Annotated in this window: 22 protein-coding genes and 1 pseudogene; 6 read left to right on the top strand and 17 right to left on the bottom strand. The window is 56.8% G+C overall.

All coding sequences use genetic code 11. From position 1 onward, the window contains the following. Positions 1 to 5: 5 nt before the first annotated feature. From RR_RS20200 to RR_RS20180, 5 genes are all read right to left on the bottom strand, one after another. The gene (locus tag RR_RS20200) at positions 6 to 1,340 is read right to left on the bottom strand and encodes an extracellular solute-binding protein (protein ID WP_011225021.1); all 1,335 of its coding nucleotides are present in this window, start codon (positions 1,338 to 1,340) and stop codon (positions 6 to 8) included. 129 nt (positions 1,341 to 1,469) lie between these two features. Continuing rightward, the gene (locus RR_RS20195) at positions 1,470 to 2,267 is read right to left on the bottom strand and encodes an inositol monophosphatase family protein (protein ID WP_011225022.1); all 798 of its coding nucleotides are present in this window, start codon (positions 2,265 to 2,267) and stop codon (positions 1,470 to 1,472) included. A gap of 606 nt (positions 2,268 to 2,873) precedes the next feature. Continuing rightward, positions 2,874 to 3,119: a hypothetical protein gene (locus tag RR_RS20190; RefSeq protein WP_011225023.1), complete on the bottom strand. Its 246-nt coding sequence runs from the start codon at positions 3,117 to 3,119 to the stop codon at positions 2,874 to 2,876. Positions 3,120 to 3,481: 362 nt separating this feature from the next. Continuing rightward, complete coding sequence (locus tag RR_RS20185) at positions 3,482 to 4,282, bottom strand: hypothetical protein (RefSeq protein WP_117614934.1); 801 nt, start codon at positions 4,280 to 4,282, stop codon at positions 3,482 to 3,484. Between the two features lie 216 nt (positions 4,283 to 4,498). Next, positions 4,499 to 4,921 carry a halocyanin domain-containing protein gene (locus RR_RS20180; protein WP_004966829.1) on the bottom strand — a complete coding sequence of 141 codons (423 nt, stop codon included), beginning with the start codon at positions 4,919 to 4,921 and terminating at the stop codon, positions 4,499 to 4,501. 439 nt (positions 4,922 to 5,360) lie between these two features. Here RR_RS20180 and RR_RS20175 point away from each other — a divergent pair, with 439 nt between their 5' ends. Then, entirely contained in the window at positions 5,361 to 7,274 is a 1,914-nt protein-coding gene (locus tag RR_RS20175) for a hypothetical protein (protein WP_232508583.1), read from the top strand. Here the strand turns inward: RR_RS20175 and RR_RS20170 are convergent. After that, complete coding sequence (locus RR_RS20170) at positions 7,268 to 8,788, bottom strand: aldehyde dehydrogenase family protein (RefSeq protein WP_011225028.1); 1,521 nt, start codon at positions 8,786 to 8,788, stop codon at positions 7,268 to 7,270. The genes RR_RS20175 and RR_RS20170 overlap by 7 nt on opposite strands. A gap of 267 nt (positions 8,789 to 9,055) precedes the next feature. Between RR_RS20170 and RR_RS20165 the strand changes: the two genes are divergently transcribed. Further along, complete coding sequence (locus RR_RS20165; protein ID WP_049939209.1) at positions 9,056 to 9,247, top strand: hypothetical protein; 192 nt, start codon at positions 9,056 to 9,058, stop codon at positions 9,245 to 9,247. A 14-nt stretch (positions 9,248 to 9,261) separates the two neighbouring features. On the opposite strand, the gene RR_RS20160 is transcribed toward RR_RS20165, so the two are convergent. Both RR_RS20160 and RR_RS20155 read right to left on the bottom strand, forming a co-directional pair. Beyond that, positions 9,262 to 10,083 (bottom strand): IS5-like element ISHma13 family transposase, encoded by an 822-nt coding sequence (locus RR_RS20160; protein ID WP_011225029.1) that lies wholly within the window; start codon positions 10,081 to 10,083, stop codon positions 9,262 to 9,264. A gap of 63 nt (positions 10,084 to 10,146) precedes the next feature. Further along, complete coding sequence (locus tag RR_RS20155; protein WP_229380462.1) at positions 10,147 to 10,698, bottom strand: helix-turn-helix domain-containing protein; 552 nt, start codon at positions 10,696 to 10,698, stop codon at positions 10,147 to 10,149. A gap of 357 nt (positions 10,699 to 11,055) precedes the next feature. On the opposite strand from RR_RS20155, the gene RR_RS20150 reads away from it, so the two are divergent. Beyond that, complete coding sequence (locus RR_RS20150) at positions 11,056 to 12,588, top strand: aldehyde dehydrogenase family protein (RefSeq protein ID WP_049939208.1); 1,533 nt, start codon at positions 11,056 to 11,058, stop codon at positions 12,586 to 12,588. Between the two features lie 246 nt (positions 12,589 to 12,834). On the opposite strand, the pseudogene RR_RS21640 reads toward RR_RS20150, so the two are convergent. The 6 genes and pseudogenes from RR_RS21640 to RR_RS20125 all read right to left on the bottom strand — a co-directional run. Then, positions 12,835 to 13,165: pseudogene (locus tag RR_RS21640) on the bottom strand (ISH3 family transposase); the annotation flags it as partial. A gap of 554 nt (positions 13,166 to 13,719) precedes the next feature. Next, positions 13,720 to 14,055, bottom strand: a complete 336-nt coding sequence (locus RR_RS20145) for a winged helix-turn-helix domain-containing protein (RefSeq protein ID WP_004966834.1) — start codon at positions 14,053 to 14,055, stop codon at positions 13,720 to 13,722. Continuing rightward, positions 14,055 to 14,708, bottom strand: a complete 654-nt coding sequence (locus RR_RS20140; protein ID WP_011225031.1) for a sensor domain-containing protein — start codon at positions 14,706 to 14,708, stop codon at positions 14,055 to 14,057. Before RR_RS20140 ends, RR_RS20145 begins: the two co-directional genes overlap by 1 nt. Positions 14,709 to 14,791: 83 nt before the next feature. After that, the gene (locus tag RR_RS20135; protein ID WP_011225032.1) at positions 14,792 to 15,070 is read right to left on the bottom strand and encodes a DUF7521 family protein; all 279 of its coding nucleotides are present in this window, start codon (positions 15,068 to 15,070) and stop codon (positions 14,792 to 14,794) included. After that, a complete protein-coding gene (locus tag RR_RS20130; protein WP_229380461.1) occupies positions 15,067 to 15,345 on the bottom strand; it encodes a hypothetical protein in 279 nt (92 codons plus the stop codon). The genes RR_RS20135 and RR_RS20130 overlap by 4 nt, the downstream gene beginning before the upstream one ends. A gap of 50 nt (positions 15,346 to 15,395) precedes the next feature. After that, the gene (locus RR_RS20125; protein ID WP_011225033.1) at positions 15,396 to 15,746 is read right to left on the bottom strand and encodes a hypothetical protein; all 351 of its coding nucleotides are present in this window, start codon (positions 15,744 to 15,746) and stop codon (positions 15,396 to 15,398) included. Between the two features lie 94 nt (positions 15,747 to 15,840). Between RR_RS20125 and RR_RS20120 the strand changes: the two genes are divergently transcribed. The 3 genes from RR_RS20120 to RR_RS20110 all read left to right on the top strand — a co-directional run bounded on the left by RR_RS20120 (position 15,841) and on the right by RR_RS20110 (position 18,063). Continuing rightward, positions 15,841 to 16,584 (top strand): sensor domain-containing protein, encoded by a 744-nt coding sequence (locus tag RR_RS20120; protein WP_011225034.1) that lies wholly within the window; start codon positions 15,841 to 15,843, stop codon positions 16,582 to 16,584. A gap of 752 nt (positions 16,585 to 17,336) precedes the next feature. Further along, a complete protein-coding gene (locus RR_RS20115) occupies positions 17,337 to 17,582 on the top strand; it encodes a UPF0175 family protein (protein ID WP_004966840.1) in 246 nt (81 codons plus the stop codon). Beyond that, the gene (locus RR_RS20110; RefSeq protein ID WP_011225035.1) at positions 17,572 to 18,063 is read left to right on the top strand and encodes a DUF3368 domain-containing protein; all 492 of its coding nucleotides are present in this window, start codon (positions 17,572 to 17,574) and stop codon (positions 18,061 to 18,063) included. The genes RR_RS20115 and RR_RS20110 overlap by 11 nt, the downstream gene beginning before the upstream one ends. Here RR_RS20110 and RR_RS20105 read toward each other — a convergent pair whose 3' ends face one another. From RR_RS20105 to RR_RS20095, 3 genes are all read right to left on the bottom strand, one after another. Beyond that, positions 18,064 to 19,083 (bottom strand): hypothetical protein, encoded by a 1,020-nt coding sequence (locus tag RR_RS20105; RefSeq protein ID WP_011225036.1) that lies wholly within the window; start codon positions 19,081 to 19,083, stop codon positions 18,064 to 18,066. It lies immediately after the preceding gene. Between the two features lie 63 nt (positions 19,084 to 19,146). Then, on the bottom strand, positions 19,147 to 19,728 hold the full coding sequence (locus RR_RS20100) for a hypothetical protein (RefSeq protein WP_011225037.1): 582 nt from the start codon (positions 19,726 to 19,728) through the stop codon (positions 19,147 to 19,149). A gap of 266 nt (positions 19,729 to 19,994) precedes the next feature. Then, positions 19,995 to 20,489 carry a hypothetical protein gene (locus RR_RS20095; protein ID WP_004966844.1) on the bottom strand — a complete coding sequence of 165 codons (495 nt, stop codon included), beginning with the start codon at positions 20,487 to 20,489 and terminating at the stop codon, positions 19,995 to 19,997. Between the last annotated feature and the right edge of the window lie 4 nt (positions 20,490 to 20,493).

The following is a 20,493-nucleotide window of genomic DNA, read 5'->3' as shown; positions in this document are numbered from 1 at the left end:
CCGGTTCAGTAGCCGTTCTCATCGAGAATCGATTCGATCTGTGACTCGGCCTCGGTCATTGCCTCTTCGACGGACATATTATCGACGAGCGCGGCGTTCAGCGGCTGCCCCTGTGCGGTCTCGATCTCGCTCCACAGCGGCGTCCGGGGCCGCGGTTTCGCGTTCTGGAGACTACCGTACAGGGCCTCGAACCACGGCTGGGCGTCCATCTTTTCCTCAAACGTGTCGTGTCGGAACGGCACGCCACCGAGGTCGACGTACTGCTCTTGGGCCTGCTTCGAGACGAACGACTGGAGCACGTCGCCGGCGGCGCTTTTCGTCTCCGCATCGGCGTAACTATTGATGCCAAGCAACCAGTTCCCCTGGACAGGGGCCGCCCGCTTTGTACCCTCTGGGATCGGCAGGAACGTGATGTTCTCGTACTCAGTCGCCTTGTCCTCGTTCAACAGGAGCGAGGTCCCGGAGGGCCACTGTGGGGCCGCAGCGATACTTCCGTCAGCCAGTCCCGAGAGCACCTGGCTGTTATCAAAGGAGGCGACCCCGTCTGGGCTGATAGAACCGAGATCGTTGAGGAAGAACGCGGCTGCCTCGATACCGCTGTCGTCGGCCCAGTCGTAGCCCCAGTTCTCGTCAAACATATTCCCAGCCATGCTCATGCCAACGCTGAAATACGAGGACATGATGGGGTTCCCGCTCTTGCCACGCATGGCGTACCCTTCCGCACCATCGACCTGCTCAGAGATTTTTTGTCCAGCGCGGTAGACATCTTCCCACGTCTCGGGCAGATCCTCGCCGACCTCCGAGTACAACCGCTCGTTAACGACGAAGATGTGTGAATTCCCCACCGCACACAGCGCTTTCAGTTCCGGTTCAGCGTCCTGTGCGTTCGGCGGGACTGCCTCACCGGGCGTCGGCCAGGTCCCGATGTCGAGGGTCTGCTGAATGATCTGGTCGGTCGGCAGCGAGTCGACGTGGTCCCGGACCGGCGCGAGATGCCGCGCGAACTGTGGCATCCACGGATCGTCCATGGCGACGATGTCGTAAGTCGCCTTCTCGCTTTGAAACATCGTCGAGAGTTTTTCAAAGAGGTTCGCGTTCGGGAGAATCGTTGTCTCCGTCGTCACGCCGACTTCCGATTCGACGTGGTTCTTCAGCAATCGCTTGATCAGCTCCCCGTCACCGCTGGACACAGCGAGTGTGATCGTCTGGGTCCCCGACCCACCGCTTGAATCGCCGATACACCCCGCGAATGCCGTCGCCCCCGCCGCACCTGCAGCGGTGATGAACCGTCGCCGCGTCTGTTGGGCCTCACCCTGCGATGTGGTGCTGTTCCGTGTCATCAGCTGAGAGAATTACAAGTATATAAAAAAGATCTTATAATATTATGCTATACGTCGCTATATATCTACAAACCGGGGTATTTAAACGAACGTGGCCGTGACAGCTACTAATTTTCGCCCCCTTTGCTCCTACTGGCCGTCCATCTTGGGGACAGTCCCGGCCGACACCAGCGCGACGAGATCCTGATGGATGGCCTCGTTTGAGGCCAGCACCATCTCGCTGTTCTTTCCGTCAAGAGCTTTGATTCGGGTCACCTCGCCGCCGGCCTCCTCAACGATTTTGACACCTGCCGCAGTGTCCCAGACGGAGAGTTGCCGCTCGAAGAACGCATCGAACTGCCCGGCGGCGACCATCGCTAGTTCGCCAGCCGCCGAGCCGAACCGCCTGACGCCCTGTGTCACATTGAGGATGGTGCGGAAGTGGTCGTATTCCTGTGCCTGCATCGACGCTGTGTCAAACCCTGTCACGATAAGCGCCTCGGACAATTCAGTCGTTGCCGACAGTGACAGCGGCTGGCCGTTGGCGTATGCACCGCCCCCCTCGATGGCAGTGTACATCGTCTCTGAGGGGACATGATAGACAATTCCAACATCTGGTTCGCCTGCGCCCTCGAAGGCAATAGAGATGGAATAGTGGGGGATGCCATTGAGGAAGTTCGTCGTGCCATCAATCGGGTCGATGATCCAGCGCGGTTTTGTCGTGAACTCCGGCGCACTCTCTTCGGAAACGACAGTATGGACGGGAAACTGCCCACTCAGCTCCGCTAGTATGGTCTCTTCGACCGTACGGTCTGCCTCAGTGACTATATCGCCGTTGTGTTTCACTTGAAACTGATCGGCGGCCGGTTTGACGGACTCAAGCGTCCGGCCAGCTTTCCGCGCGGCCCGGACAGCGGCCCACAGTTGCGGGTATGTTGCATCTCGCATACCCGGCTGTTCCGGGCAATACTAAATTGGATTGCTATGAACGCTATACAGACCTCGATACCGCTCCCTACAAGGGGTGTCTTTTTACGATATCAATGCGGGTGAGAAAGTCGCCGATGCCACGGGCCAATGGAGGTTGCGCCGTGCTCGCATATCAGGGAGCTACTCTGGCCGCAAATGTCCCGGAATCCAAATCCACCTTCCAGCATTTATCACAAGATGGAGTCTATCAGCTCGGGCGGCTGGAGGGCATCAGCGACATGAGAATGTTTGTCTCATAAAGATACGTCATATCTGCTCGCGAGCATCCCGGACCGTGGCAACAGCGTCAACATCGACATCAACGGCGACTGCAGCAAGAGCGTCCCCAAGTCCGAGATTCTCATCACCAGTCGGATCGGAACGGGTAAACTCCCGAAAATCATCTGTTGTGAGACTTATATGTACCACTTATACTGGCGGTTGAAAAAGTGTGCCGGTGATATTGCCTGCCGATTGCCACCGGGTATTACCTGTTCGTCGACGGACCGCTGTTCGGGACTCATGTTCGGGGACCCCCTCACCCGGCGGAGGCTCACAAAATACGGGCGAGTCCGCGTCGTTGGGCTAGGATTGCTCTATTGGCTCGACCCACTCGGGAGCGCAATCATGGGTCCCACCGTAGATCGAGCGCTCGGGATACTGGTCGTCGGCAGCCTCGACAGCGACGATCACGTTGCCGCCGGAACGCGAAATTTCTGTAACGGTTCCGACGACTGCATCGAGTGGGTCGTCTCCGTCGGTCCAGTCGACTCGGACGTGGTCACCGCGGTCAAAGTCATACTCCTCGAAGGAGGGTGCTGTCGTACTCATAATCTCCTCCAGCCATGAGGGAGACACAAAATGGCTCGTATGCCAGCCAGAGCGCTGATGCTTTTCGCCGAGAGAAGAAGAACTGATGACCGAATTGCGGGTCCGGAAACCCGATGGCTGGACAACCGTCTCGTTTCCCGAGGAAGTCGGTACAATCTCAGTTGCTGGTGGGAAGGTCGACGGCCAACTTTGCCTGACTCTCACCGGCGAACGGGAGGGCGGTCCCGGCATCGTCGAAACCGTATTCTTTATATCGCCCCCCCCAAGAGACCGGTTCAGCCATCCGTGGGACAGCGTCCTCTGGAGCAATCGTTCCGTCACTGCATGGTCGGGTTCATCAAACCTGCCGTCCCTGTGGACCGTCACCCGTCTTCCGTGGGCGTCGCCGTGACGACAAAGGGGTCAGCCTTCAAACCGGTCGCGTCCGGATTGAGCTCTAGCGACTCGGTCATGTGTATTGCCGTCTCCTCCATGAATTCCAGACACTCGTCTGACACTTCCTCGTCCTCGGGGCTCACCTGAAGGGTAAATTTGGTTTCGAAGTACAGCGTCCGGCCGTCAACCTCATAGGGGAGATAGGTCCCCCAGAACGTTTTGCTTCGGGCAGTCTCTGTGAATAGAGACGCGGTGACCGCCTCCCCGTTGAACTCGGTCTGGGTCAGCTCTTCCCAAGTCTCGGAAAAGGTTGCTTGGTCCTGTGTCGTTCCGCGCCCGAATTGCTGGAGGTTGAGTTGGAGGAAAACCCCGTCCTGGCTGTCTGGTCCGAGCGTGACTATGAACAATCCCTGAGCGTTCTCGTCGAACCCCGGCGTCGCTTCCGACTGGTCGCCGAACACATCTGGGTAGTCACAGGTATACGCGAACGGGCGCTCGCCGGGCTCAAACCGCCGGTAGTCCGATCCGATGTCTTGACAGACCCGGACACTGCTCCCGTCGCTCCCATCACTTCCGCCGCTACTGTCCGACCCGCCATTTCCGTTCCCGTTCCCACTTGCTCCATCAGCGTTGTTGTCCGTCCCGCCGTTGCTCTCCCCGTCGTCGCCTGCTTGGTCGTCGCCGGAACACCCGACGAGTCCCATCGTGACCGCCGTCCCGAGCGAGACAAGCACCCGTCGCCTGCCGTGTCGGTTCCGGCTGGTTCTGTTGTTGCTATCGTGTTCCATAATTGACGATACTGAAGGAGGGAGAATAGGCCTGTTCACCATCCGTTCTATGATCACCCCGTTTTGGCAGGAAGCAACTCTACTCTAACAGAACACTGTTGTTTAGCCGGATATAAACACACCATCGAATATATTCCGGCTGTTGCCACAGATAGTCGAGCGCAACAGACACTGGCAGGGAGACACAGCCGGTGCGCAGAAAGCAGATTTGTCCGCTTATTCGACGACAATAGCGCCTTTCATACCGACGCCCTCATGCGGGACACAGACGTACAGCACCGTCTTGGCTTCGTCGAAGGTCTGTGTATACGTCGCGCCCTCCTGTGACTTTTGCTCACTCGCGAAATCGGTACCGTGCTGTGCGACGACGTTGTGAGTACTTCCTTGGCCCGTCCACTCCCAGGTGACCACCGTCCCGCTGTCGACGCGAATCGCTGCCGGACTAAAGCCGAAATACGCGCCGTTGGCCTCAATACCAACGTCGACCGTGACGGAGTCAGAACCAGTCTTGTCGACGATGCTGTCGTAGTTGTCCGTCTCCGAGAGGAATTCGTCGACAGATGGTGGCCCTTCGGTCTCCACAGACGTGTTAGCGGGTGTCGCTTCCGGAGACGGCGTGTCGTCACTCGATTCGTCCATATCTTGGGCCGTGGAATCGCCGCCACATCCGCCAACGGCACCGGCAACTGCGACCCCCGCAGTGCGCAGGAGTGTCCGCCTGCTGTATGAACTAGTCATTATCAACAGTATGCACAAGCGAGACCAGCTCAATATATGTTTGGGTGAGTGAATTATACAATGAGATTGCAACAGAATCTCGTATTAGTATATGCAACAGTGCTAGACAAATTCGAGACGTTTTCGCAGTTATTCTGTAGCTTTCACTCCCTCAGCGAAATCGAAAAGAACTCGAATATCCCGCAATCGCGTCTTGGTCACGGTTTTGATAGCAGATAGTGGGATTTTTCGGCAATATCTCCGCAGGCGGAACAAGGAACGGTGAAGAGAAAGTCTAGATAGCGAATTTTAGTATCTCCCCAATATATAAGTGATGTCTGATATCATAATGTGTTACGTCATGTCATACGAAGACATCCGTGACAAAATCAGCGAAACGAGCAGGCGGAAGTTCATCGCTGCTCTGAGCATCACAGCGGGTGCATCACTGGCTGGCTGTAGTATGGGTGGCAGCGATGACGGTACGCCGACGTCAGAACCCAAAGCTGCACCAAGCCAGACTCCAGACGAACCAGCGGAACCGCTCGAGCCGCCCGAACCGGACGAACGAATCACGTCCGCGCGACGCATCGGACCCCGCGACGTGAGCGACTTCGGGTTCGAGGACCTGTGGGCCTACCGGAAGCGCCAGGCCGTCGAGGCACTGGTCTCCGACCCGCGTGTCAACGACGTCGCCAGCGACTGGGTCGCCTCCTTCGAAGCATACGACCCGCTGACGAACCGCCTCGACGCGGTTAGCATCCAAGGGACCACCGGGATGGCCGTCGATGGCAGTCCAGACGACACGCCGTTCGAGGTCACAGCAAAGAACCGACAGGTCGCCTACGGACTGGTCGACCGAGTGACCGACGAACTCGTCGGTTTGAAAATCAACGAACCGATCGACGTGACTTGGACGCGAGGCAACTGGAACGACACCCAGCGGGCACGCCATGAGAAGATGCTGGACAAAGAAGAGATCTGGCAACACCTCGAGGGCAAGGAGTGGTACCCGATGGTCAAGGCCGCAGAAATCATCACCAGCTACGGCGATTACGCCCACGGTGAAGCCTCCAACCTCGCGTACTTCGTGATGGACGGGGGTGAACTGAAGGTTGTCAGCGGCTTCATGGACGTGACTGGTGAGGAAGCCGAGTTGCTCGACGTACACATCGTCAACGACTTTGCCGAACACCCGGCCTACAGGATAGCCCAGAACACCGGGACCGTAGGCGAGTCTGTGCTGGGCGAGGTTCCGGAACCGCCGGTGATGCAACGGCCACAGATTACGGCTCCCAATGGCTACCACCGCATCGAAGAGCCACCGAACGAATTCGAACAGGACGGCTGGTCGATAACCTGGAGCGGTCCCCGGACGGTCGGGGCCGAAGTCAGCGCAGACTTCAACGGGAAGCCGGTCTTCTCGCTGACTGCCCCCTACAGCACGTCCACCTGCTACGACATGCCCAAACGAAACGGCCGGAACACCCGCGAGTGGATGTTCCCCGACAACGAGCCGGTCATCAGCGGCGAGCTCCTCTACTGGGATATTCACAGTCTCAGTCTCGGAGGTCCCGGAATCCTCGGCAAGACCGAATACCCATCGACACAGAGCCGTCCGGCGGGGTTCAACATCCGTACGCACTACCACACGGGTGCAGTCCAGAACGCGCGTGATTTCCACTCTGGACATCGTTTCGCACCGTACAACTACTACATCAACTACCAGTTCTACGAGGACGGCGTGTTTATGCCGGTGTTCCAACGGCACGGTCCCGGCTACGTCAACGAGTTCTACGAGTACCGCGAGCGCGAGAACGACGGCCCCGCACAGTACTATTTGGAAAACTGGCTGACGAAGCCGACGCCGGGGACCACAGATGGTGTCGAGACGAAGATATTCGACGGCAACGAGTGGCAGACCCCCGAAACCGAGTTCTATTTCGGCAGTAACGATGTGAGCGAAGAGCATCTACTCCGGTTTACGAACCCTGATGGTCCGGAAACCATCGACATCCCGCTAGACAACCTGAAAGAAGTCGTTGTTGTCAGGCCAAAAGACGACGAAATAGGCGAGGTGATCCGAGCTAATCCGCAGAAGCCGATGCCGGAACTCAACTTCTACCACCCCGCACAGTATGTCGATGACGAACCGATTCAGGGCGAGGAAGTCTTCTTCTGGCTCCTGATGGAAGCTCCCACTGACGAAGTGCCACACGCTTCAGGGATTACGACCTACACGCAGATGGGCGAGTTCAACCTCAGCGGCTACTGACCATCGCCCAGGTTCATCGTTATGGATTTCGTCTGGGTATACTCCCGAAGCGTCTCCATCGCTCCTTCTCGACCGATTCCGGATTGCTTGTAGCCGCCGAAGGGCTGGCCTGCCGGCAGACGGTTGAACGTGTTGACCCAAATGTTGCCGGCCATAATGTCCTCGGCGATGCGGTGGGCGAAGGAGAGGTCGTCGGTCACCACACCGGCAGCAAGGCCGTAGTCCACGTTGTTCGCGCGTGCGACCATCTCGTCGTAACCGTCCCACTCAAGCATGATCTCGACGGGTCCGAAAATCTCCTGTGTCGCGACGGTGCTGTCGGCGCCGACGTCCGCGATGACAGTCGGTTCGACGAAACAGCCCTCAGCGAGGATTCCCTCCTCAACAGTGCCACCGCCCCGGAGGATGCTTGCGTCTGAGTCCCTGGCGAGGCCGATGTAGTGCAGCGTCTTTTCGACTTCTGCACGGCTGACCTGTGGGCCGATGTCGGTGGATTCCTCAAGCGGGTCGCCCATTTGGAGTTTGCCAACGGCGTCGAGAAACGCGTCGACGAACTCGTCTGCGATGCTCTCGTGGATGAACAGTCGTGTCCCGGCACTACAGCACTCGCCGCCGTTGAAAAACATCGCGTCAACAGCGATGTCCGCTGCCTCTGCCGGGTCTGCGTCCGGCGCAACGATGAGTGGACTCTTCCCGCCGAGTTCGAGCGTGATGTCACTAATCGTGTTCGCGGCGGCTTTCATCACGCCCTGTCCCACTTCCGTCGAGCCGGTGAAAGCCACCTTTGGAACGCGCTCATGAGAGACCAGCGGCGCACCTGTCTCGGGACCGAATCCGGTGACGACATTGACGACGCCGTCTGGTAACACGTCCGCAATCTCGCGCATGTACGTAAGCAGTGAAATCGGTGTCTGCTCGGCTGGTTTGAGGACGACCGTGTTGCCGGCGGCGAGTGCCGGCGCGAGTTTCCAGGTGGCAAGCAACAGCGGGAAGTTCCAGGGGACGACCTGTCCGACGACGCCGTAGGGTTCTCGTCGGGTCTGGATGTGTAACTCCTTGTGTGGGACGGTTTTTCCTTCGATATTTCGAGCGGCACCGGCGAAGTATCGGAAGTGGTCGACGGCGAGTTCGATGTCCTCGCGAGCCTCAGTAATTGGTTTCCCGTTGTCGAGTACCTCGATAAGCGCGAAGTCCTCGGCGCGTGCTTCGAGCCGGTCGGCCATTGTCAGGAGCAACTGCTGTCTCTCCGCCGGCGTGGTCTCTGACCAGCGTTGCTCGTATGCTTCCCAGGCGGCATCGACCGCTCTGTTGACTTCCTCTTTGGTCCCCTCGTAGACGCCCACCAGCGACTCACCCGTCGTCGGATCTATGGACTGAAACGTGTCGTCGCCACGTCCAGTAATCCACTCGCCATCGACGAAGTGTTTGAGTGGTCCCGACGGGAGTAGCGATTCAGCAAGCTCCGCGTGCCGGGCCTTGATTCGCAGTGTGTCGATCTCTGAATGAGATGTCATCCTAACCCTACTGACACACCTTGTTCACTGGTGTCTCTACGCACACTGCGTAAGCAACCGAAATAAGCGTTCACCTAAATCAAGGCGGAGGTGCCACGCTTGACCAGCGCCTGCCTTCCGACCCCGGCAGAAGCACAAGCGAATAGGGTGGGATGGCTCTGTTGAAATCCTATTATTCAGATATATTCATACACGAAACAGTCGCTCGCTGAAGCCTGCAAATTAGCCGTCACAAGGCTTATTATTAGTTTGAGGGCAGACAACAACATGAGTGCAATCGCAGGGTTCTTGCTGTTTATAGTTGGTATCACCGGCGCAATTTGGCCCGAAGCAACCATTCGATTTTGGTTCTTCGGGGCGGTTGATGAAGATTCTATGTCCGATAGTGGGAAGATGTTCTTTCAGGGATTAGGGGCACTTTGTGCAGTTATCGGCATATTAGTATCATTCATGGGCTGACCTGTCTTGACCACTCAGAGTGACCGGTCTACATTATGAACGAGACAGGCGATAGTGAGTTCACGGAACTGTTTCCACCAGCGTCGTGATCGGACGAACGCACCGTACTTCCGCTTGAGCGTGGAGTTCACAGTCTCAGATTGACTCCGCTGACCGTAGAGATTGGCGTCTAAGCGCGCGTTCCATGCCTTGTGGAGCGATGTGGACTCACGATGCTTGATCAGTGGTCGAACCTCGTGGTAACGGGCAAGTCGTCTGATCTTCTGGTCGTCGTACCCTTTGTCACCAAGCAGAATATCAATATCATCGGGATTGCGTTTGATCAACGACGGTGCAATCTGGCTATCGTGTTTTCGTGTCGTTGTCACGTGGAGATCAAGGATTGCGTTCACCTTCGCATCGGCCAGCAGTGTCACTTTGAGCTGCTGAATCGTGAGTTCAGCGCGTTTCGTGTAGTGTTTCGAGGCGTGACTGCGGTCAAATCCTGATGCATCAACTCCAACAATGCCGCTCGTCGGAAGTAGCGTGGCTGAGAGAGTCAATATAACACGCCACACTGCCATATCAAGCCGACTGAACGCCTTACAAAGCGTTGATGGCGTAGGAAGTTCGGATAGCCCGAGAGCGTGACGAATGCGTGGCATCTCGATTAATTCGTCAAGCAGGCCACGGTAGGTCGTGTTCTTCCGGACTTTGAGACACAGTAAAACAACGTGCTGGGGAAGTGTGTAGCGATGGTTGGAGAATTTCGAGGAGTATCGAGAGACCGCTCGCCGTGCCAGATGGATTGCCTTCTCAGTAAACCGGAGAATCTGCGACTTCGGGAGGACCTTCATCTCGTGGAATTACAGGACGAATATGTAACTCCCTGAGGGTTTCAACAGAGCCGGTGGGATAGTTTACTGATTTACCGAGACGCGGTCAGTCTCCTCATGCTCGCCAGTCTCCTGCTCTCCGTCCCCAAGATACTCCTCACCGCCCATATCTCGCAGCAGGTCGTTGAAGACAGCTGCTGCCGTCTCGAACTTATGGACCGTCGGGAATGCCGTTTTGTCTATCTGTGCGATGAAGTCGCCGTACTCCCTGACGAAGTCGTGACGCCACGCCTCACTCTGCTCTGGTGATGCGAATTGCGCGATGAACTGCCACTCGTGGTAGTCGTCCGCGCTGGCAAAGAACATCACGTGCGGGTCGTCGAGCAATCGTTTGTAGCAACGCTCCCAGTTCTCATCAAAATTCGAATAATGAAAGGCAACCTGAAAGATATAGTATTCGAAGATGTTCTGATTTGGGATTGCACGCATCGAGAACACATCCTCGTCGCGCATCTCGTTTAGGATCTCGTTCACGCGATTGTGAGAGAGTGAGATATCAAACTCTTCTTCCAAGATATCACGAAGTTTACTGGCAGGTTTCTCGGGATATTTCACTCTAGCCTTGAGAATAGCCACATCGCGGGGTGAGAGATCGAACTCGAAATCGTTCCCGTTGATCATTGTGTTCTGTTCGTTCCAGTTTGGGTTCGCAATCGCAATAAGTGTTCTCCAACTATGCTATGGCCGCAAATGTTGGAAATATAAGACATATTCAGTCCTTGTTTCCCGCAGCCAGCGGTCCTTCATTGGCGGGATTCGGATATGCTATATCGACCAACGTACCACTCGTCACCCCAGATAGCGTGATTATACAATTCACTGACCAGTATCGTAATATTACACTCTCATATATTGTGCTGTATAGTAATGAAGTATAATATAATATCAACTAATTATTTACTATCGCGTGACAAATATTGTTACTGGCCCAGTATGAGTACAGCCAGTGATGATTCCACAGAGACGGATAGTGCAATCAAACAACGCCATCGGGACGCCGCTGCAGATGCGATACCGGACAACCTCTCCCACTACATCGGTGGCGAGTTCGTCGCTGGCAATAGCCACAAGACAATCGAGACCCGGGATCCGACGACAGATGCGGTACTCGGTGAAGTGCCCGCGGGCAACGCTGCCGACATCGACGACGCAGTCAAGGCTGCACAGCAGGCCTTCGACGGGGGGTGGAAGGACGCCTCACCGGGAGAGCGTCAGCGCGTCCTCTCAGAGATGGCCCACGCCGTCGAAGAGAACCGGAAGACTCTCGCCACGCTCGAAGTACTGGATACTGGCAAGACGATCACCGAAGCGATGGGCGACATGGGACTGGTCATCGACCACCTCACATACTACGCTGCCGCCGCCCGCAACGTCAACGGGGAAACTCGTCAGACGAACGACCTCTTCGACCGGGAGAAACAGGTCTTCACTGTCAAGGAACCCTACGGCGTCGTCGGCGCAATCGTACCGTGGAACTTCCCGCTGCTCATCGCCATCTGGAAGTGCGGTCCCGCTCTCGCCGCCGGCAACACGGTGGTTCTCAAACCCTCTGAAGAGACGCCGCTGTCCACTCTCAAACTGATGGAACTCGTCGACAACACCGTTCCAGACGGCGTCATCAACGTCGTCACCGGCTACGGTGAGGACGCCGGCGCCCCTCTCTCGACCCACGAGGACGTGCCCAAGATTTCCTTTACCGGTTCGACGGAAGTCGGCAAAGAAATTATCCGCAACTCCGCGGAGGACATCAAGAAGACGACGCTCGAACTCGGCGGAAAGAGTCCCGTCATCGTCTACCCTGACGCCGACCTCGAAGAGGCAGTCGAGGCGGCGATGATGGCCATCTTCTTCAATAAAGGCGAGTGCTGTGCCGCAGGCTCCCGATTGTTCGTTCACGAGGATATTGAAGAGCAGTTCCTCGAGACGTTCACCAATGCCGCGTCCGGCATGACCGTCGGTGACCCACTCCTCGAAGAGACGGACATGGGACCGAAAGTCTCCGACGAACAGGTCCAGCGAACGAACGAGTTCGTGGAGGCCGCCCGCGAGAGCGGTGCAACCATCCGAACCGGCGGCAGCGCACCCGACGACGAGTCGCTCGCCGGCGGTGCGTTCTACGAACCGACCGTTATCGACGATATCGACCACGACCATCCCTCGGTGCAGAAAGAAATCTTCGGTCCCGTCATGGAGACGTTCTCCTGGAGTGACGAGGACGACGTGGTCGAACTGGCCAACGACGTCGACTACGGCCTCGCCGCTGGCGTCATCTCCGGTGACGTGACTAAGGCCCTCCAAACAGCCCGGCGTCTCGAAGCCGGCGTCGTCTGGGTGAACCACTACAACGACGTGTCGGCGGGCCAGCCCTTCGGCGGCTACAAACAGTCCGGCACCGGCCGGGAGAACGCTGCTGAAGCTATCGACGAATTTACACAGACCAAAGCCATCAACGTTAATCTCGGATAGCGCTGACATCCGTCCGTGTCACACGCCTATAATATGGGTTTCGTTCGTTGGCCACGATGAACCAAACAATTATCAGCACCTCACAAAGCATCGCCAGTTAGCCTGGCTGAGTCACTGGGTCTGTTGTGCTCAGTCGTCGATAGCCCTCGAGGAGCGTTGATCGAAGACACGAACTGTCGCTGTTGGCGGCGTTTAGCCGCCGACGCGACAGCGCTTCCACTCAGGCAGACGCTGCTCGGTCGGTGACTACCAGTGGCACCGATCGTCTGGGGACGATTTACGGGGACGGCCCGACGCACCGCGAGGGCCGTCCACGCTGCTCGGCAGATCATATTGCTGAACTCCTTGTCCGGCCACCGCCAGAGGCGATGCCTGCCTCGGCGGGGCGTCGCCACGTATTCGTGGTGAGGATACCGTCACCCGTTCTGTAACAGCAGACTCACCACAATGTACAGTAGCCTCACCGTCGTGTCTCGTGTCGCTGTCGTCGCTATCGCTTGTTCAACAACCTATCGGTCGACGCGATGCCGAAGCGTTTGCTGTAGTGGTATCGAGCGTCGCGTTGAGTCTCGATGAACGACACCTGCCTTCTGATTCGGTCTTTGTTCCCCGCTGGCGGGACAGACCTTTGCACGTTCCACGACAGGAGTCTCACGATTGCACCGCTCCGATTGAGTCCGCTCCGGTCCCACACTGGTTGACCGCCGAAATCGCATACCGCAGGGGAACCTATTCAAAACCTAACCTCTTAGAAATTTCTCACTATTCTGCGGCCTATCGTGACCCTCTCTGCTGACTGACTCGGGCCATATATTCAGTACGGATCGGACCACCTCACCAGAAGATGCCAGGAGTCAGCTGCTGAATACAGAGGACGGAGGATGAGTTTCCCAGAGGAGTCTGTCCGCTTCGGCACGGACGAGCGGAGCGGGTGATAGGTACCTTGGTTGCCCATTTGGCTGTGTGCGCTTTCCGATCTCCTCTGACTCCGAGGGGGACACAAAATCGCCCCTACGCCAGCCAGAGTGCTGATACTGCTTGCCGAGAGAAGAAGAACTGATGACCGAATTGCGGGTCCGGAAACCCGATAGCTGGACAATCGTCTCGTTTCCCGACGCAGTTGTGACAGGACTACGAGGTGTGGACGATAATCCCGTCTGACTGGAGTTTAAGCGTAATTTGGTCGACTTGGAGTGTGAATACTTTCCGATGGTGACCGTCCGGGTCGTACCGCATCGCCGTGGTGACGACGGTAGCTGCCTTCAGCTCCTTGAGTCGACGGTACACCGTCGGTCGTGAGCAGTCACAGGCCGCGACGATATCACGCGCTGGCATAGGGCCATCTTGCAAGGCAGTCACGATCTGGCGGGTGTACTGGTCTTCCAGACACGACAGTAGTTCGTCGGCCGTCGGTCCGGCGTGCATTTCGTCGGAGCCCGACGATGATCGCGTGGTGGCACTTGTCATTAGGCCGCACGCTCCCGTCCGACGGAGAGGAATGCATCGGTCATGAGGCCGCCGGCCGCAGCAACCACGTTGATGACATTACACAGTATCCAGATTCCGGCGACACCGACGGTGGCAACACCGATTGCCTCTGGAAGGGTTGAGACGGCGTACTGTCCGAACTGGTAGTTTACTCCTGGATCGTCGTAGACGAAAGGGGCGGCCAACAGCGTGCCGACTAGCGCGGTGCCGGTGATAGTGACGACGAAAGCCACTATCCCGTACACGAATTTCAGGAGGACTACCGCTACGCTCGTCCAAGTGGTCGGTTCAGTGGCAAAACGCCACACTGCCGCAAGATAGCCGTCATCGGAGTCAAGTGTCTCTCGTGGCGATGGAGGGGTTGCCACCTCTTGATCCAGCAGGACCGTTGCGAGGCGAGCTTCCAGTCCGGCTGCTCCCGTCGTGGCGACAAGCGTCACGAGCAAGACCGGAAGGCCCACCAGTGTGAATGCCAACCCGAGGCCGAGGGAGGACCCTGTGGTGAATGCAACAAAGTAAGCCACCCCCAGCGGGAACGCGAGCAGGAGGTAGAGCAGTCGCTTGTACGTCGCTGTACGAACCGGTGCGGTGACGAACTGCTGGAGTGTGTCACCTGCAGTCGTTTCCATCATCTGTCTCACGGGTAGACAGAGGTCCGGATAGGTGGTATATACACACTGATGGCTGTAGGTTTGACAGCTGTGGGAAAGATTTATTAACTAGAACTGAACGTCCGGTAGATGGCAAGCAGACCAATAGTGTGTGAGAGTGTCGCGCCCAGAAGGGCCTGTGCGTCAGTCAGCGGCAGTAGTGGGGTAACTACCTCGACGACGAGGAACGGAACAACAGCGATAGCCACGATACCGATTGCCAACCCACGCATCACCGGACTGTCGTTGCGTCGGTAGCCGCGGAAAGCCAACGACGCGACAACGATACCAAGCAGTGCAGTCCCGGCTGCACCAACCGTGGCGAGGGTATCTAGCACAGTCATCGGTCCCCCTGATAGATGACTGCGAGGATAACGAGCAGTCCCATTGCTTCGACCGCGGTGGTTGATAAAACGCGTACTGGAGTAGTCACAGTGATAATATTCCCTGCAGTGAGACGGAGGAGCATTGGCGCTGGAGCCAGCAGGAACATCCCGATGGCCAGTAGTAGAATGGGCCTAGAACGCGACTGGAGATATCCCTGCAGGAATCGATATGTAACGAGCACGGCGAGCACTGTCGCCACAAGAAAGGTAATCAGCGCCGCAATGCTGGTCACCGTTGCACCACCTTCCACAGTCACTTGCAGCGGTATGTGGTTATTGCAGATCATCCGGTAAATTCCTCGTATAGGCGCGTAAAGCGGTCGGAAGGCAGTTCACGGCGGTCGACATCAATCTCGACGCCCGAGTTGGTAAATTCGATTTCGACCCGCTCCAACCGGGCCGAATACGTCTTGTAGTGGTGGCCATCGGGGTCCAACTCCTGATGAGCGATGAGGAGATTTCGATCTTGTAGCCGGTCCACGAGGCGATACACTGTCGAGTCATCGGCCCCACAGCAGTTGCTCAGCGCCTCAACCGACTGAGACTCCTCTCTTGTCTCGACCAAGATCGTCCGGACGTTCTCATCGTCAAGGAGCGTGAGGAGCTCCTCATCCGGCTCGGCGGCCGGCTCCATCAAAATGTGGTTGTACCGCTTGAGGTATTAATTACGGTCCCACGTCTCAGATATTGCAGTCCTCCAATATCTTTAGACGGCGGCTTTCCAAAATATGCTTGTGCCAGCATCGTTGCCCTCCCTCCGATCTATCGTTGTCACGCCGTTGCAACCTCGGACCTACCTCCATCTCCTCTATCTCGGGTTGGCTTTTCCCTTCGGGATAGCGTACTTTGTCATCCTCGTTACGGGGTTTTCGATTGCAGTGCCGCTGACTGTCCTTATTATTGGCATACCGTTGTTCATCATGACATTACTTATTGTTCGAGGACTGGGTGCCGTTGAGCGTTTGCTCGCCAATCTCTTACTCGGTACTGACATCGCCGCGCCAACGTATCCGTTCCGGGACGGCAGCGTCCTAGGTCGCCTGCGAGCGCTCATAGTGAACCGTCGAACGTGGGCCGAGTGTGGCTATCTCCTATTGAAATTTCCTGTCGGTATCGGTGCTTTCGTGTTCCTCGTGACCGGACTGACAATGTCGATTACATTTCTTGCCACACCGGTGTTCTACGACGAACCCGGCTTGCGTGTCGGTATCTTTCCCGCTGACCCGGTCACGCTTGTGCCGTCACTGTCAATTCCGTGGGACAACGTGCTAGTTGGTGCGGAGTTCGTAGTCACAGTCAGTGAGTGGGCTGTCGACTCGTTGGCTGACGCGCTCTTGTTCTCGGCCATCGGCGCCGTCCTGTTTCTGCTAACGCTGAATATCGTCAACCTCGTGGCGTGGCTATCTCGTCGGTATACACGCGCCCTTTTGGGAGATCCAGCCGCGGTGTTGGATTGGCTCTCGAGCCTCTAGACGGCACTTGGCTCTAGCTCAGTTGACTGCTCTGTTGCGTAGCGGCGTTAGTCAAAGTAGTCAGATTTGAGTTGGGCCCTCAGGGGTTGTGCCGGTGGTCTAAAGATCGGTGTCACTTCAGCGTCGCTCAGAGGGCACTATTTAACACAGCCGACAGAATGCTTCCTGATCAGTGGGCATTCTATATTGACTACTGGTGAAACTGTGCTGGTTTTGTATGATAGGTTGGTATCTTCACGTACTCTTTCACTTTGCCGGGCATCAGCACTCACCTGTCTTCTTCATTGTCACCCCACCTCCGCACGGCGCTGAGCCCCTAGTTGCGCATACTTAACACGCAGGTGTAGTGAACGGATAGTTCATCTCGATTGCAGCGAAAGGAATACGATTCGTATCGTTCTATGACATCCTCGGTCGTAACAAAAGTATAGCTGTCCGAGTGCGAAGCCAGCCAACTCTTCAACAATGCCGGAGACACAGAACGGCGGGTTACAGTATCATTTGCCATACAGTCTGGACTCCGCTCGAAGGCAGGCGCTGTCGTACTCATGATCTCCTCTGGCTCCGAGGGAGACACAAAACCTCAGCTGTTCACCGGTCGGTCATGGACGTCGAACACGAATCGTATCGTAGCCAAATTGCACTCCCATCTACGAGAACAGACGTTTTCGACCGCACAGGTGAGACTACACGACGCCATATGCGAATAGCGCAGCCAAACACTCAATAATCGGGTTATCCAACAGACGAGTATGGCTACTATCGAAATTGACGAGGAGGTGTATGAGGCGCTCCAAATTCCTGAGGGAGAGCGGCCGCAGGCAATGAAACAAGAGTTGGCTGTCTCGCTTTACGCACGTGATGTCCTTTCGTTCGGGAAAGCGCGTGCATTGGCAGAACTGTCCCACCGAGAATTCCAGACATTACTCGGAGACCGCGAAATCCAACGCCATTACACCGACACTGAACTTGCTGAAGACCTCGACTATGCCGAATAACGAGCTTGTAGTCTCGGACACGTCACCGCTGCTGAATCTTGCACTTATCGATCAACTCACCCTTCTCAAATCGCAGTTTTCGAGCATCACCATTCCGCGTCAGGTGTGGGACGAACTCACTGATGGAGAGGCAGGTGTAGACACGCTTCGCTCGTTGCATGACGATGAGTTCCTGACGATTACCGAGGTCGAACAGTCGCACCTCTTCACTGAAATCTTCCACGAGCTGGATCTCGGGGAAACAGCTGCTATTTGTCATGCCATCGAGCACGATCCTGACCTCATCCTTTTGGATGAAAAAGACGGTCGACAGGTCGCTCGGAGACACAGCCTGACCGTAACGGGAGTCATCGGAATACTACTCCGCGGAGCCAATGCTGGAGACATTGAATTAAAACACGAACTTGACGCCCTTCGTGACGCTGGCTTCTGGATCTCTGATGAGCTTTACTCAAAAGTCCTCTCTGAAGCCACAGAATAGCTACCGCTCCCACGGAAAGGAGCCAATCCGCTTGCGATAGGCACTAATCTGGTCCTGAAATTCCTGCTCCTGGAAGTCTGGCTCGTCGCCGTGGATGTCTTCGGGAGAGACGCCGTCGGGAAGATGCTCGTAGTCCGTGACGTCCCCCGTGTCATCCTCTTGGTCGGGTTCGTGTCGGTGCTGCCCACACTCCCTGCAGGTCCAGATCAGCCGGTCAAGGTGTGAGTGACACTCGAAACCGTCCAGCCCGTGTGATTCGTGTCCCGTCACGGCGCCACACTGCCGACAGTAGAATCCGATGCCGATTATCTCCGGTTCGGCTCTTGCCTGATGGCGCTTCACAACGCCGGGAACAAGCCAGTACGTCCCATCGTCCTGTCGGAACTCATCCGTGAGCTGCTGGAACTCCGAGCGGTCGGTGACTGGCGACCCGTCCTTGAGGTAGATCCGTGGCTTGACGTCGTCCCCATTCCCGCCCCAGTTGGTCTGCTCGTCGGCTGTCTCTAGAAGCGCCTGTCCGGATTCCTCGTCGATCGTGGCTTCGGTCGGCAGGTCGGGCCAGCCCTTGGTGAGAGTGGCGGCTGGCCCGGTCCCGAAGGCTGCTCGACACTTCACCGTTCCATGGGAGACATCCTCGCCGGTCGCGATGCTGTCGGAAACGGAGAAGGCCGCAGCGCCGAGGGCTCGTGCATGGAAGTCAGTGTTCGCTTCGACGAGCGCGAGTACTACTCGACCGAACGTCCACTCCCCAAGTGGACTACTACCTTGATCGTCGGAAGGTATCTCTGAGACGCCGGTTTGAGCGCAGAACGGACACTGGCGTTCATCCCGTGGGATATCCTGTCCGCAGGTTCTGCAGGTACGAGTCTCATCCTCTGTACGGTCGGGATAGCCGGTGGATTCGAGGACTCGTTCCCGTCCGTTCCCCCTCGTTTCAGGGTCGGAACTCGCTGCGCCGAGGATATCAGCGGGATCGTACTCAGGATTCCGGTCAGTCACACGCTTGGTTGCGTTCGTCATCGTATTTAAACTCCAGCCCCGAGGGAAGTACAAACCGACAGAGACCAAGACAGGACGGGTTGACTACTCGCCGTCCGTGCTGTCTGTCACTTCTGCGATGAACGTGTCCGTTGATCTGTCCAGATCGTACTGATTGATGAGTTCGAGGGCAGCCAGCGCTGCGCCTGTGTCTACGAGGTCTGCGGCGAGCAACCGTTTGAGACGAAGAGTGCCTTTGTCGGCACGGTCGGAATCTGAACCGCGCATCTGGGAAAATTCCATCAAGAGTCGTCGCCACGCAGTCGCCGAGCCGGTCACCGTGAGATTCCAGTCCGGGGCTTCATACCTAGAGGACGATTGCCGGCGGTAGTGGTCTTCAAGTCTGTCGAGCAAGTCGTCGATGATCGTGCCCTTCTCAACGGTCCGTCCGTGTATGGCGTAGTCTGGGTCGACGAGATTGCGCCACTCGTCGTAGGAGGCGATATCGTACTCGACAGCTAGCTCAACCTCGACTGTTTCGAGACAATCGGCCTTCCCGGGTTCATTGACTCGCCGAAGTCGATCTGCGGTCCCCTCGGCGTGGAGTGTGAGGCCTGGGAACTGCGCTTCGCTAGATGCTGGGTGCTGTTCTCCGGTCTGCTCGCCGTTTGTGGTCTTCGATGCCATGGGTACTGTCGGGACGCCCTCACTGGACCGCCCCGCACCCGACCGGGGGATCAAAAAATGGGTCTTGGTCTATAATATCAGCCACTGAATATAGTTTCTTCACCTGTGGAGACGAGTGAAACAGCCGCAAGGTAGACCTGCGAATTGACCGCCGAGAGTTCTACCAACTCAGAGAGATGTTCTGATAGCCGTGCAAGATACGACGCGCATATTCAGCATTACCGCCCTTCGCTCAAGGGATGTCCTCTCGAAATAAAAGGCGCCTTTCAGAATCCGCGCTCGGCAAACGCTTCCTGTGCCCGTTCGTATACTGTCTCTCCACCGCTCGTGTAAAGTGACGGGAGGTTCACGCGGCGTTTACAGGTTGTTCCCCCGTCAGTGTACCTAATGACGAGTCGAGAACGTGTCAGTCCCATCATGCCATCTGTTGCAGAGACCTGCTCAATAGTAGCAAGTCGAATTCGGTCTGGTGATCGGAACCCACATGCGTAATTCACCGCCCAGAGTACGAGGATCAACCCGCCAACGACGGCGATGTGGAGGAAGCTGCCACCGCGGACCGCGCTGACTACCCACCAGATGCCGATTGGAAACGCAAACAAATAGCCGACAAGGGCACTGCTGGACCACCACGTTCCGCGCTGCCAGTAGTCTCGGTAGAGTGACTTAATGTACCCCCAAAACGACTCCTCGAAGTACACGTAATCCTCGGTGAACCGTGCTGTGCCGCGTTTCGTCGGGAACGACTCTATGGAGCACACGCTT

It is taken from the genome of Haloarcula marismortui ATCC 43049 (genome assembly GCF_000011085.1).
In the GTDB taxonomy this organism is placed as follows: Archaea; Halobacteriota; Halobacteria; order Halobacteriales; family Haloarculaceae; genus Haloarcula; species Haloarcula marismortui.
Note: the sequence above shows the minus strand (reverse complement) of the source record. Positions and strands in the feature narration are given on the sequence as shown.